Source organism: Enterococcus sp. 12C11_DIV0727 (assembly GCF_002148425.2).
In the GTDB taxonomy this organism is placed as follows: Bacteria; Bacillota; Bacilli; order Lactobacillales; family Enterococcaceae; genus Enterococcus_L; species Enterococcus_L lemimoniae.
The window spans coordinates 1,600,456-1,614,813 of sequence record NZ_CP147248.1 but is presented as its reverse complement, the minus strand read 5'-3'; the positions used below and the strand labels follow the sequence as shown (position 1 = coordinate 1,614,813).

Sequence of the window (14,358 nt, the reverse complement as noted above, 5' to 3'; positions counted from 1 at the left end):
TGAGTTGCTAGACGAGGTCCTCTTGATAGGTGCCTTGTCTAGCACTTGTTTTTAACTAAAGAAATTTTACATAAATAAAGGGATAAAAGGAGTTTGGCATGAGTCTTAAAAATTTGGCGAAAGCAACATCGATTCGACAACGATATGATGTGTTAACAGAATATTATTTAGAGAACCATACGTCTTATTCTGAAGGAAATCTAGAAAATTATCATAACTGGCGTAAGCGACCTACAACGGTGACAGACGAACGCTTTCAGGAGATTTTAGCTTCATTACAATTGACCGAAGAAGGCTTTGACTTAGCGATAAAGGAACTGACTGTAGATGAAAAAGCCTATATTTCAGCGGCTATTTATAACGAAAGCTGGGTGAAAACAACTAAACTGATTTTAGCGCAAGAAGATCGTTTAGTTGGGGATGTTTTAGACGAAAACAAAGCGAATTTCACGTATGCCTTACGTCTGCACATTGATTATTTTGAAAAACAACTAGAGCAAATCGTAGCAGACTTTCCAGAAGTTCAAGTTCAGGAAAGTGCCATGACAGACTATATTGGTGAAGTAATCAATCGCTTTATGGACATCGGCTTACGAACTTTTGTCTATGATTTACATGTGGAGAAAGAGCAGTTGTCATTTTCAGAAGCATTAGATGACAAGGAAGGATTTCAGCACTATTTAATGGCTCGTTTTGATACACAAGAAAAGCTGGTCGAATTTTTTGACCACTATCCAGTCTTGACCAGGCTTTATGCTGAAACGGTTGATTTTCAATTGATTAATTTTCGAGAATTGATGCAAGCTCTCTTTGAGAGTGGATCAGAATTGAAGCGAGTATTCCAAGTAGAACAACCTATTTCTCTCACAGGGTTAAAAATGGGGGCAGGCGATTCACATGATCAAGGGAAATCAGTAGCGATTCTAACGTTCAGTAATGAAATTAAGGTTGTTTTCAAACCTAAAAATTTGATGATCGGTGAGCGTTTTGATCATTTTGTTCAAGAAGTGAATAAAATGGAACCAACATTTGATTTTTATTTGACCACAAAAATAGTCAAAGAAAATTATACCTTTGAAGAATGCTTGATCTATTCTGAATGTTTGACGCAAGACGAAGTGACTCATTATTATCGCCAATTTGGTCAAACGGTTGCTTTAGTTTATTTATTGAACGGAAACGATTTTCATTTAGAAAATGTACTTGCTTTTGGGCAATATCCTGTGTTGATCGATCTTGAAACAATTATTCAAAATCATTTTCCGATGCCAGATAGTGAAAATGCAATCGTGAAAGTAATGCAGGAAAATGGTGAATCAGTAGTCATGAGTGGCCTGGTACCTATTTATTTATTTGAAGAACGGGCGGAAGCAGATGTTGAGGGGGCGACCAAAGGGATTCAATTAAGTGCTTTAAGTGGCGGAGAGCAAAAATTACCCTATAAAGTCCTAAAATTAGTTAATTTTGATTCAGTCAATATGCAGTTTAAGTATCAAGAACATATTACGGATGCAGCTGAAAATATCCCTTTATATAAGGGTGAGAAAGTTGATTTTGTTCCTTATATCGAAACCATCATTGCTGGTTTTAAAGAATTCTCAGCATTTGCTATGAAAAATAAAGAAACCTTAGCCTTTTTAGCGGAAAAGACTTTTTCCGATTGTCTTGTTCGTAACGTGATCAAAACCACCCAAAGCTATGGTGATTTGTTAGATTACTCCACCCATCCTACTTGTATGGTCGACTATATCGAGCGGGAGAAACTCTTTGAAAATCTGTGGATGCATGGCTATTCTAACTCAAATCCAGTACCTTACGAAGTCAGAGATATGCTACAACATGATGTACCAATTTTCTTTAATCCAACTAGCACAAAAGATTTAATGGCTAGTCAAGGTGAAATTATCAAAGATATGTATCAAGAAAAAGCGATTGATCTCGAAGTACAACGTTTAAGAAACTTCTCAGAGCTAGAAGAAAAAGAACAGTTAGATTATCTAAAAACATCCTTTGGATTATATCATTCGACGGACTTACAAGAAAAAACAATTCCATTAAATGAGCAAACCCATCAAATAAACTTTTTAGATGGCGCAACAGCTGTAGGTGAAGCTGTACTTGAAGCAGCTTTTTTAGGAGAAGAATCGATTGCTTGGAAAGACATTGAAGAAACGACTCCAGATAATTATGTGGTCAACGTTATGAACGAAAATTTTTATGATGGCATTACTGGGATGTATCTGTATTTTAGTGAACTGTATCATATTACTAAAGACCAAAAATTCCAAAAACCGTACGAGTTGGCAGAAGCCTTAGTCTTAAAATTGGAAGAGGATTATGTCGATAGTATTTCAGCATTTTATGGTTCTTTTGCCGCAGTCTATCCATTGCTTTATACCTATCAATATAATCATGCACCGAAATTATTAGAGACAGCCGAATCGATTGCCAATAAGTATATGGAAAGATACGAAAATGAAAACGTTGAGAGTTATGATTGGAATGGTGGTACAGCTTCAATCATTAAAGTTTTTGTGCATCTGTATCAACAAACCAATAAAAAAGCTTATTTCTTGTTTGCTAAACAATTACTTTTAGATCTAGAACTTGCTCAAATAACTCAAGGTGGTTTTGCACATGGTTATTCAGGTGTAATTCATGCAGCAAATAGTCTATTAAAAATCGAGAACGATCCTGAAATCACATTGATTATTAAAACATGTTTAGTCAAAGAAAGAACGACTTTTGATCCTGCCAAAAAAGGCTGGTTGGATCTCCGTCCTACACCGCCTATGATCAATGATTTATGGTGTTATGGTTCAACAGGGATTGGTTTAGCCTATTTAGATTTATGGAATAGCGGATTTGAAGATGCTCGTTTAGCGGAAGAAATTCAAATTGCCGCAGGGCGACTGATCAACCAGCAAAAAAGAGATGATTGCTTATGCCATGGGAACTTTGGAGATCTAGAGTTTTTGATTGAATATAGCAAAACAGACTTGGCGACAAAACAACAAAAAGAACAAATTAGAGCGAAAGTGCAACAAGCCCATCAAAAAATTCAGGATGAACAGTATACCTTTGAAGGCTTGCCGACGATACCTAAATATGGACTGTTCACAGGTCTAGCTGGTATTGGCCATGAACTTTTACGAATTCATAATGCTGATCAAGCTGCAGACATACTAACGTTAGAACTACCGATGTAAAAGGAGGAAAGCATATTGACGAAAAAGATACCATTTACTGAACAAAGCGAGCATAGTGAATGTGGATTAGCTTGTACAGCGATGGTTTTGAATTATTATGATGACAATGTAACGCTAAGTCATCTTCGAGATGTCTATGGCGTACCAAAGGGTGGTAACACTCTAACAAATCTGAATCAGATTTTACTAGATCGAGGAATTGAAACAAAGGCTATTCGTGTGTTAGATTTAGAGATTTTAGAGGAACAGACAACACCAACAATTTGTTTTTGGGAAGAACGTCATTATGTTGTGTTGGAGAAATTAACAGCTAAAGAAGCCACGATACTGGATCCAGCAAGTGGACGAAAAAAAATCAAACGAGCTGAATTTCAAGAAAGCTTCTCTAATATTGCCTTGATTATAACGGATGTTGATGTAACGATCACACAACGAAAAAAACAAAAAAATGCAACGTGGACGATTTTAAAAAATATTTTAAATGATCAAAAAGCAAAAGTTGCTCTATTTATTGCGTTGACGTTATTGATTCAAATGGTAACAATTGCGATTCCGAGATTAACCCAAACGATTATTGACAATTCAACAGCAGCTGTCTCTAACATCTTTCAAATAGGTTCAACGATCGCGATTCTTTTTATTGCGTATTACTTATTACAAGTTGCCAGAGGGTTAGTTTTAATTGTTCTAGAAAACTTATTTGATTTAACGCTGATGAAAGCTTTTATGAAGAAAATCATTCATTTACCACTACGCTTTTTTGTTAACCGTTCAACAGGGGACTTGATTTTCCGTGCTAACCTCAGCGTGATCATTCAGCAAATCATGAGTCAGCGGATGTTAACGATCTCAGTAGATTTCTTATTTGTTTTCATCTATTTGATTTTAATGGTCAATTTATCCGCTAGTTTAACGCTGATTGCTATTTTCGGTGCATTTTTGATGGGGGCAATTTCAGTTGTCAATTCTAAACGAGTTCAAAGCATCACCAATAAAGAATTGATTGCTCAATCTAAAGTTCAACGGATCTTAGTAGAATTATTTGAAGGAATGGAAACCGTTAAATCATCAGGATCCGAAAATCAATTTTATTCAAAATGGCGACAGGAATTCAAGAATCAAATCATGCTGCGAGCAGAGAAAAATCGCTTTTCAACTTGGGTCAGAACGATCCAAACATCGATTCAATTTATTTTGCCAATCATATTGATTTATGTGGGGCTATTTCAAGTAACCAAAGGCCAAGTAACATTAGGGGAACTAATCAGCTTCAACGCATTATCAGGGGCTTTTATCGCACCGATCGTGACCGTTTTTGATTCTTATACAGAGTTTTTACTACTACGTTCTTATTTCGGTAAGTTAAACGAAATTTTAGAAGCTAAGGAAAATCCTCGTCTAGCAATCGAAGGAGAAAAAATAGCTGCGATCGATTCTGTGACAGTTGAAGATGTATCATTTAAGTACAGTTACTTTGAGGAAGATATTTTGCATTCAGTTTCTTTTAAAATTGAACCTGGCGATAAAGTGGCAATTGTTGGGAAAAGTGGTTCAGGTAAAAGTACCTTATTAAAATTGTTGGCTGGTTTGTATGATACCACGTCAGGTCAGATCAAATTCAACGACATTGACTTAAAACAAATTGATGATCGTTCATTAAAAAATTGTGTTAGTATCGTTAATCAAAAACCGACGATTTTTAATGCATCCTTATATGATAATATCGTTTTGAATCAGGACGAGGCAACTGATGAACGAGTAGAACAAGCGATTTTTGATTCTAGAGTAGACGAAATCATTATGAATTTGCCATTAGGCTTGGAAACACAAATCTCTGAAGGCGGAATGAATTTATCTGGTGGACAGATGCAACGAATTTCAATTGCACGGGCTCTGGTAAAAGAAACCAGTTTACTATTGATGGATGAGCCAACAAGTTCACTAGATAATATTTCTGAAAACTTTATTATGAATCGATTGAAGACGTACGATTTTACTTGTATCATCGTGGCGCATCGTTTAAATACAATCAAACATTTTGACCGGATTCTAGTGATGGATCATGGGGAAATCGTGGAAGAAGGAACACATCAAGAGTTATTGGCGTTAGAAGGGTATTATCATTCAATCTATTTTGATCCGATGAATGTCACTTAAGTGAGCATTGCTTGAGATACAAGTAGAATAAGGGGGGAAAATAAAATGGCAGTTATTGGCTATATGCGTGTCAGCACACATTATCAAAAATTTGATTCTCAACAACAAGCGCTTGAAGAGTATGGTGTCGATAAAATTTTCAAAGAATATGAAAGTGGCCGAAAAAGTTTTCGGAATGAATTGAACAAGGCTTTGACTATTTTGAAGCCTGGTGATACGTTTGTTATTTTTAAATTAGACCGCTTAGCTCGAGGAACAAAGCAGTTGTTAGGCTTGCTAGAAGAATTTGATCGAAGAAATATTCATTTTGTCAGTATCGAAAATAATATTGATACCTCCACTCCAATGGGACGATTCTTTTTTACGATTATGGGTGCTTTTGCTGAAATGGAAGCTGAATTGATTCGTGAACGTGTATTAGCTGGTTTGAGTGCTGCTAAAAAAAACGGGGTTATTTTGGGTCGTCCGCCTCTTGTTGCTCAAGTGAATGAAGCTCTTGAACTCTATCATAATACAACGATTTCAATAGAAGAAATTTCAAAACGTTGTGGTATTTCAACGTCAACGATATACCACCATCTAAGAAAAGAAGGCGTTTATCGGACGAAAAAGAAAACGAATTTGTCAAACGTTGAAAAGATATTAGTTAGTAGTGGCGAAAAAAAATGAATGATAGACATGCCTACTAACTTGATTGTAAGTAGCTTCTTTTCTTGCTGTTTATTTTGATAAAGAGTCGTAGACAAAAACTAGTTTCTAGTTTTGTCTACGACTCTTTGGTTATTTATTGTAAAATTCGAGCATATCTTGTAGCAAATTCATTATTATAAGATACTCCATTTACATTTGTTCCAGTGTCCCAGTTTGCAGACCAAGTCATTAAGCCTTTGATTGGATTGCCATCTTTAGCTAATTGATTAAGCGCTCTGTAAACTGTATTTGGATCGATTACATAGCCACTGCCAGCACCATCAACATTTGCAGGAAGTCCTAACACAAGTTTGTCATTAGGGATTTTCAAGAATGTTCGTGTACCGTGGATCATTGAATCAGACATATAATAGAGAAACTCATACTTCAACGTATCATTACTTTGTGGAATCCACTTCATGATTTCGTCTACCCAAACACCATCGCCGCCTTGATTATATAACTGAGGTGCAATGTAGTCATAATAACCATCTAAAGAAGTAATATATTTTTCATAGGCCCCACCTGGTTTTAAGTAAGGAAATTCTGGTGCCATCGTGATGATGAAATTCTTACCTTGTGTTTTATAGTACTCTTTGACTTTCTTCAAAGCTGTTGGGATGACTGTTTGATTATCACCAGCTGTAATTGCAGATTGTTCTAGATCAATATCAAGCCCATCGAAGCCATAAGTTTCAACTTGACGAATAATTTCGTCTGCAAAAGCTTGTTCATCCCCCGTTTTTAATTGAATATGAGCATCTGCTCCACCTAAGGCAAGTAAAACGGCACGTCCTTGACTATTAAGCAAGGCGACGTCTTGACGAAAAGCAGCCTCTGTTTTGTTATAAGGTGCAAACGTTGGAATACGGCTGACACCGTCACTTTTCATGAATGATACTGGAACGACATTATACGCTTTATTTACGTCCGCTAATGAAATATTGGCAGATGTTCCTTGTTTGTACCCATCTTTACCTTTAGAAGCCCAGTTATGCCAATAACCAACAAGGACCTTTTTATTGGCTACGCTGACCATTTCACTGGCCGAATCAGCAGCTTCTACTGGAGCCGCAGTGAGTAAATTACCGAAGGCAATACCTGAAATGAGTAAAAAGGCTGGAATAAGTTGTTTGATTTTCATGGACACGACTCCTTTGGATTGTTTTGTTGATTATTTGACGTTGACATCAATTGCTTGATAGAAGGCATTTGTTGTGTCATAAACATTCCAAACAGCGTAAATGACATGATAGCCTTTGCGATCGCTAGGAACGGTAATTGTGTGATTAACAGAAGCTTCAGGAATCGTGGCTTTATCATCAACACGACCAATCAAATCAAAGTTTTTAATATCCAACGGTTGATTTTGATTCCAGCCTTGTTTGGTCATATAGTAATCCCATGTAGAAGTTCTGTGACGAGCAGTCAAGGTCCAATTGATAGCAAGTGGTCCTGTTGTGATGTCTGATTTGTACCAACGATCTGTTGTCTGAACATCTAATGGTTCAAATCCGCTAACGCCTGCACTAGCTAATTTTCCTGGAGTGAATGTATTTTTTGTTGCCTCAATACTTTGAGGTTCCCACTTAGCACGTCCAACATTTTTATTTATTTTGCCACCTTGAGTACTACCAAAATAGGCACGACTTCCAGGTGATGAAACGTATCCGTGAGCGTGTGTAACAGTAGTTGAAACGGATAAACCTCCTGCTAATAAACCAAGGGTAAGGACTGTTTTGAGCATTGTTTTCTTCATTGTGATTCCTCCTAAAAAATATTTTTATAGCGCTTACAATTTTAAATTTAACATGTTGTTTTATATTATTCAAATAATATGCAATTATTTTTTAAAATGATAAAACGGTGAGAAGTTTTATATGTTTTTTATCTAAAAAAGTTTTTCTGATTGTTTTTAGATAAAAATAAAAAAACTGTCAGTTGAGAGGAGCTTGAATCCCCAGCCAACTGGCAGTTTTGTTTAACGAGAAAGAGTTTTTTCATCATTTTCGATCACATCTAATAAACTTTGATTGTGATTAAATGAGGCAAAAACTTTAGCACTGCTAAAATCGGGTGTTGTTAAGTGTGTAGAGCGCATATAATCGTTGAATGCTGCTTCATATGCTAACAAGTCCAGCATATACAAAGATTGATAAGATTGGTTTAAAGTCATGCCTTGTGTAGCTAAGTCAAATGCTGTGTCGTATTCTTTGATCAACGAGTAAAACTTTGCCGTATTGAAAAATATCTTGGTTGCTTCAATGGGCATTTTGATTGTCATTTTTTGCAGCATATCAATGGATTTCTCATAATAAACCTGAGCCTTATCTAGTTCATTAGCCATTTCATAAACGATGCCTAAACTATTGACAGAAAGAATCGCGTAAACAGAATTTGAATCACCGAGTTCGTCGGCTCTATAAAAATAAAATAAGCTGTCAGTTGTATTATTATAGCCTAATAAATTCGTGATCCCCATAAAATAAAACCAGCGAACTTCTAATTCTTTATTTTGGAAATCAGCAACATTGATCGATTTTTCTTTTAAAAGTGAATGAGCTTCTTTGTGTCTAAAGGTATTACACAATTCTTCTACATGATTTAGTAAAGATATTAGTTTCTTTTCATCATTATCATCCAGTACACTTTCGAGACTGAGGTTTAATCTTTTGCAGATGGCATCAAGGATTTCAAGACTGTCGCATACATTTTTATTTTCGATATTACTAACAGTCCCTTGAGTACAAATTCCAGCGGCTAATGTAACCTGAGATAACCTTTTTTGTTTTCTTGCTGTGCGGATTATGGCTCCTTTGATTCTCATATTTTTCCCCTCTATGTTTAAGCGTTATAGTTCTAGTTTTATATAATAGTATGGTATTATCCCCTTAGAATCAACTAATTTTTTTGGAGGGATAGGGATGGAAACACTTTTAGATCTATTGTGTGAAGTACCTGGTTACGGTAATACAGGTCACGTGTAGTGTGAAAAAATTAGTTATTAGATTTTTTTTTGAAACAATTAGTTAGAACTGAGAAGCTTTTTAAAATGGATGTGCACTTCAATCTATTTTAAAAAGTTTTTTTATTTTTATATAAAAATTTTATTTATTTTATGAAAACTTAAAAAAATAGTTTTTTTCAAAAATTGTAAAAAGCTCTACTTCTGTAAATGGTACAAATCTTGTCTACATCATGAGGTGAATGCTATGATATCCTGTTTTTGTGATCGATTACAAAAAATGCTGGGGTGAAATAAATGAATAAAATCGAAGCACTAATTAATGATCGATTGATGCCCATTGCAATTAAAATTCAAAATAGTCAATATATGAGCGCAATCTCTGATGGTTTCTCAATGATTTTACCGATCACAATGCTAGGAGCTATTTTTACACTAGTGTCTAGTATGCAATTTGAATGGTATCAGAATTTTTTAAAAGCAACAGGCTTAGCCACTATTCTAAGCTATCCGTCAAAGGTCACGACAGATTTGATCGCCGTGTATGTTGTCTGTGCTATTGTTTACAATTTAACGATTAAGTTCGGGTTTAAAAAAGATGCTTTCTTTGCTGCTCTGATCTCATTAGTTATGTTTGTTCTTTTGCTACCTAGTGGCGTAAACAATCAATTGGAAACTGGGGAAATAGTTTTTGTTGAGAATGTTATCGGAACAGAGTATTTAGGGGCAAAAGGGATGTTTATGGGCATTATTTTAGGGATTGTTATTCCAATCATCTATTGTGGTGTGATTAAACGTGGAATCATCATCAAAATGCCAGAAAGTGTTCCGCCGACGATTGCAAAATCGTTTGCTTCTATCGCACCAGCTTTTATTCTTACAGGACTATTTTCATGTATACGCTTTGGATTTGAAATGACTTCATATGGAGATGCCAATAATTTTATTTATGCTATTTTAGGTGGTCCATTACAAACATTGGGAAACAGCCCTTGGTCATTTATCCTTTTAATCATTGTAGCGCAGCTTTTATGGTTTTTTGGGATTTATGGATATATGATCATTCGTCTTATATTACAAACCGTTTTTATTCCGCTAAGTTTGATGAATCTGGCGACTTTTGAAGCAGGCGAGCAATTACCAAATGTGATCACTTATCAACATTACGGAACTTATGCAAGCTTAGGTGGTTCAGGTGCTTTATTAGGATTAGCTATGCTGATGGCTTTTACAGCAAAAAGTGAACGCTATAAAAAGTTAGGGAAAATGGCATTGCCAGCAACGTTTTTTGGTATCAATGAACCAGTTATCTTCGGAATACCAATAGTGTTGAATACGATTTTCGTGATTCCTTTTGTAGTAGGACCAATCATAATGTTTGTGATCCCGCATTTGCTTCAAGTGTTTCATGTGATTGAAACGTTCTCAGTATCATGAATTCGTTGACACAAGGCATCAATCTGTTCTAAATCAAGATGGCTTTCTAATGATTGGAGAGAGGTAGTGATATCTTTGATATATTTAGTAAGTATTTGATCTTTGTCAGTCTTGCCCAGTGTTAATTCAAAATTATTTTTATTGATAAATTTTTTAGTATCCAGCTGATAACCAATAAAAGCCTGTTTCATGTCAGAAAATTTTGAGTACCCTATTTTTTTAGACAACCTACTAATACTAGCTGTGGAGTGAAACATTCAGCTGCTAATGATTCAATCGTGATATCCGGTGCGTCATGTCCAACTTTTTTTTACAAAATTCGTGCAATCGTGGTGTTGATACTTCCTTCAGTAGTGGAAATAACAAGGTCTTGAAGTTTCCCAACAATACTGGTCTTTTCCATGATTTCCTCCCAAGTAAATATGATTAGTCAAAGTATAACAGAAACAAAAGGCACAATGAATACGATTTCTTAGTATGAATGAACAATCTTGCTGGTTTACTTTGAAGAGGATAGTAGATTATTTGTTACTTGTTTTCATCTAGTGATCTTGTGTTATAATTTAACTAGTTTTATAAGTGAAAAAGGAGGAGATCCAGTGGCAAAAAAATTTACGACCCCATATGAAGTAGCTTATTACGATGGCGATATTACGAGAAAAATGACGATTCCGTCAATGCTAGCCGTTGTGATCAAAACATCCGAAGAACAAAGTGATGCCTTAGATCGAGGAAGTGACTTTGTTTCGTCATTTGGGCTAGGCTGGGTTATTACCAATTATGAAATCCAGATCACGCGTTTACCTAAAGTTGGGGAAAAAATTGCTGTGACAACACAAGCAATCGCCTATAATAAATATTTTTGTTATCGAAACTTTTGGATTCATGATGAACAAGGTCAGGAATGTGTCTTGATCAAGTCGACATTTGTGTTAATGGATAAAGTAAATCGCAAAATGAGTAGCGTCTTACCTGAAATTATTGAACCGTACGAAAGTGAAAAAATCAAGAAAATTTACCGCAGTGAAAAAATCGAAAAAGTAGAAAATGGCGAGTTTTCTCCTTATCGCGTACGGTATTTTGATATTGATGGGAATCAGCATGTAAACAATGCCATTTACTTCAATTGGATGCTAGATGTATTAGGCTATGATTTTCTGAGCACTCATGAGCCGACCTATATCAATGTGAAATTTGATAAAGAAGTCGAGTATGGTCAAGTTGTCGAAAGTCATTATGAAGTCCTTGATACAGACGAAGGTAAAACAACGAAACATGAAATCCAAATTGAGGGTCAAATCTATTGTGAAGCGAATATGAAATGGAAAGAAAACGAATAACATTATAAAACTAGGTCATTTTCTGACTGAGACAACTTTTTGTTTTGTCTTAGTCTTTTTTAGTATAAAATAAACAGATAGAGTAACCGTTTTAACATTTATACATAATAATGTTAGCAAGTAAAGAAAGGAAATAATTCTATGATACGATTAGGTTTGACTTCTTTTAATGAACATGATAAATTAACCGGAAAAAAGCGTTCCACTTTATATGAATATGCGGGCTATTTACCATTAGTTGAGATGGATACAGCTTATTATGGTATTCCTAAGCAGGATTCGGTTAGAGAATGGACAAAATCAGTACCTGAGAATTTTCGATTTGTCATGAAAGTATATAGCGGTATCAGTTGTCAAGGTGAATGGGCACAGTATTACCAAGATGAAGAAGAAATGGTTGAAGCATTTCTAACGAGTATGGCACCAATGATTGAAAGCGGAAAGCTGTTTGCTTTTCTGATTCAATTTTCTGGAACATTTAGCTGCACAAAGGAAAATGTTCAATACCTTGAAAAAATTCGTCAGTGGTTTGCTGGATTTCCAATTGCTATCGAATTGCGAAATGGTTCATGGTATACGGCAAAGTACATCAAACAAACGCTATCATTTATGAAAAATAATCAATTTTCATTAGTTGCAGTCGATGAACCACAGATTCCGACAAATCCTGTTCCCTTTTTTCCTTACGTCACAAATGATCAATTTGTTTTGTTTCGATTCCATGGTCGTAATGCTGCTGGGTGGATGGCAAATGACAAAGATTGGCGCAAGAAACGCACGTTGTACCGTTATAATGCAGAAGAAATTGCGGAATTAAGTGAAGCTGTCGAAAAAATGGCGGGCGAAGCTAAAGAAGTTGCTGTGATCTTCAATAACAATTCTGGTGGAGATGCGGCAGGTAATTTACTTGAAATGAAAGCCGCACTTAAGCTGGAGTATGACAATTTAAATCCCAAACAAATGGGCCTATTTTAATCAACCAAATATAAAATGAAACAAAGAAAGGGAAAAGATGATAAAAGCTATTTTCTTTGATATCGATGGCACGCTAGTGAATAAAAATGCTAAAGCTTTGGAGTCAACAAAACAGGCAATTGCATTAGCGCAAGAACAAGGAATCATTTGCGGTGTTGCGACAGGTCGAGGACCCGTTCATTTAAGCCAGCAGATAGATGAATTGAATCTGGATGTTTTTGTTACGTATAATGGCCAGTTGGTTTATACAAAGGACGAAACGATTCGAGCAGATCATTTTCCTGAGGAGACATTAAAAAGGATCGTAACATTTTCAGATGACTATCATCGCCAAATCATGTTTGGTTCAAGAAAGAGTTTGGAAGGCAGTTCTCTGATGCGCTTTGGGCAAAAAAAATGGGCCAAAAAGCTGTCCCGGTTTTTACCAAAGCGTTTTCCTGTGACAATCGCCAAAAATTTAGTCAGTCGCTTTTCTATCCACAGAAAAGATCAACGTTATTTTGATTTGGCCATATTAAAAGAACCAATCTATCAATGCGTTCTTTTGAGTGCCAAATCAGAGGAAAGCTTTTTAAAAGAACAACTGGAAGGTTGCCATTTGACTCGATCTAACCCATACACTGTAGATATTATTCCAGCAGGGGGGTCAAAATTAGTTGGGATAAAGCGCTGTGCTGAACATTTTAACCTCTCATTAGATGAAGTGATGGCATTTGGTGATAGCTGGAACGATCTGGAAATGCTGAGTCATGTCGGCTATGGTGTAGCGATGGGAAATGCTGAGGAAGAGATCAAAAAGGCCGCTAAGTATGTAACAAAAAGTAATGAAGAAGACGGTATTTACCAAGCGTTGAGTCATTATGATGTGATCCGTTAGGCTCAAGTTAGTTTATGATCGTTATATGAGGAGGAACTTTATGAAAATCGATAATCCATTTGAAAAAGCAGAAGCATTTCACGAGAAATTTGATAATCGAAAACCGAAAATTCCAACGCCGTTTTCTGCTAAGCAAGCATCAGATAGAGCGGGTTTTAAAACGGAAGAGTTAGTTGAGTTTTTGTATGGATCGGCGAACAATGATCCAGCAGTTTTTAAAGAATTAGTAGAGCAGCTAAAAGTATCAGTCGATCAGGCTGAGGAAAAAGTTCTGAGCAAACAAAAGCAAGTAACTGATCCTTTAGTAGAACAAGTTGACGCATTGATCGATCTATTGTATTTTACATACGGTTCGTTTTCATTGCTGGGCGTCGATCCAACTGACGTTTTTTCGATTGTTCATGAAGCAAACATGGGAAAAATTTTCCCAGATGGTAAACCACATTATCATCCCGTCACCCATAAAGTGATGAAGCCAGATAACTGGGAGGCAGATTTTGCACCGGAGCCAAAGATCAAAGCTGAATTAGAACGTCAGAAAAACGCTGCTGAAATGAACTGATTACTTGAGAGCAGAAAACGAGCGGGAAAAAACTGAAAATCAGTTTTGTTTCGCTCTCTAAATCCGAATAAACGGCGAGAAAAAAGCAGCTCCTTCGGAAATAAGCTGAAATTCACAAAAATTTGAAGAGCAATTTTAGTGAATCC

11 protein-coding genes are annotated in these 14,358 nt (G+C 35.9%); 8 read left to right on the top strand and 3 right to left on the bottom strand.

Annotated elements, in window-relative coordinates; all coding sequences use genetic code 11:
• The first annotated feature begins 98 nt into the window (after positions 1-98).
• The 3 genes from lanM to A5866_RS07780 are packed head-to-tail and all read left to right on the top strand — an operon-like array spanning position 99 to position 6,035.
• On the top strand, positions 99-3,209 hold the full coding sequence (gene lanM, locus A5866_RS07790) for a type 2 lanthipeptide synthetase LanM (protein WP_086443895.1): 3,111 nt from the start codon (positions 99-101) through the stop codon (positions 3,207-3,209).
• A gap of 15 nt (positions 3,210-3,224) precedes the next feature.
• Positions 3,225-5,366: a peptidase domain-containing ABC transporter gene (locus tag A5866_RS07785; protein WP_086443896.1), complete on the top strand. Its 2,142-nt coding sequence runs from the start codon at positions 3,225-3,227 to the stop codon at positions 5,364-5,366.
• Between the two features lie 45 nt (positions 5,367-5,411).
• Positions 5,412-6,035, top strand: coding sequence for a recombinase family protein (locus A5866_RS07780; RefSeq protein ID WP_086278567.1), 624 nt, complete (start codon positions 5,412-5,414; stop codon positions 6,033-6,035).
• Between the two features lie 115 nt (positions 6,036-6,150).
• Here the strand turns inward: A5866_RS07780 and A5866_RS07775 are convergent, their stop codons facing one another.
• The 3 genes from A5866_RS07775 to A5866_RS07765 all read right to left on the bottom strand — a co-directional run bounded on the left by A5866_RS07775 (position 6,151) and on the right by A5866_RS07765 (position 8,883).
• Complete coding sequence (locus A5866_RS07775) at positions 6,151-7,200, bottom strand: chitinase (RefSeq protein ID WP_086443897.1); 1,050 nt, start codon at positions 7,198-7,200, stop codon at positions 6,151-6,153.
• Positions 7,201-7,230: 30 nt separating this feature from the next.
• Complete coding sequence (locus tag A5866_RS07770; RefSeq protein ID WP_086443898.1) at positions 7,231-7,815, bottom strand: lytic polysaccharide monooxygenase; 585 nt, start codon at positions 7,813-7,815, stop codon at positions 7,231-7,233.
• 222 nt (positions 7,816-8,037) lie between these two features.
• Complete coding sequence (locus tag A5866_RS07765; RefSeq protein ID WP_086443899.1) at positions 8,038-8,883, bottom strand: helix-turn-helix domain-containing protein; 846 nt, start codon at positions 8,881-8,883, stop codon at positions 8,038-8,040.
• A gap of 435 nt (positions 8,884-9,318) precedes the next feature.
• Between A5866_RS07765 and A5866_RS07760 the strand changes: the two genes are divergently transcribed.
• The 5 genes from A5866_RS07760 to A5866_RS07740 all read left to right on the top strand — a co-directional run bounded on the left by A5866_RS07760 (position 9,319) and on the right by A5866_RS07740 (position 14,212).
• Positions 9,319-10,458, top strand: a complete 1,140-nt coding sequence (locus A5866_RS07760; RefSeq protein ID WP_086443900.1) for a PTS sugar transporter subunit IIC — start codon at positions 9,319-9,321, stop codon at positions 10,456-10,458.
• A gap of 599 nt (positions 10,459-11,057) precedes the next feature.
• Positions 11,058-11,798, top strand: coding sequence for an acyl-ACP thioesterase domain-containing protein (locus A5866_RS07755; protein ID WP_086278573.1), 741 nt, complete (start codon positions 11,058-11,060; stop codon positions 11,796-11,798).
• 141 nt (positions 11,799-11,939) lie between these two features.
• Positions 11,940-12,773, top strand: coding sequence for a DUF72 domain-containing protein (locus A5866_RS07750; RefSeq protein WP_086443902.1), 834 nt, complete (start codon positions 11,940-11,942; stop codon positions 12,771-12,773).
• A 37-nt stretch (positions 12,774-12,810) separates the two neighbouring features.
• Complete coding sequence (locus A5866_RS07745; RefSeq protein ID WP_086443903.1) at positions 12,811-13,650, top strand: Cof-type HAD-IIB family hydrolase; 840 nt, start codon at positions 12,811-12,813, stop codon at positions 13,648-13,650.
• 40 nt (positions 13,651-13,690) lie between these two features.
• Positions 13,691-14,212, top strand: coding sequence for an HAD family hydrolase (locus A5866_RS07740; protein WP_086278576.1), 522 nt, complete (start codon positions 13,691-13,693; stop codon positions 14,210-14,212).
• The last annotated feature ends 146 nt before the right edge of the window (positions 14,213-14,358 follow it).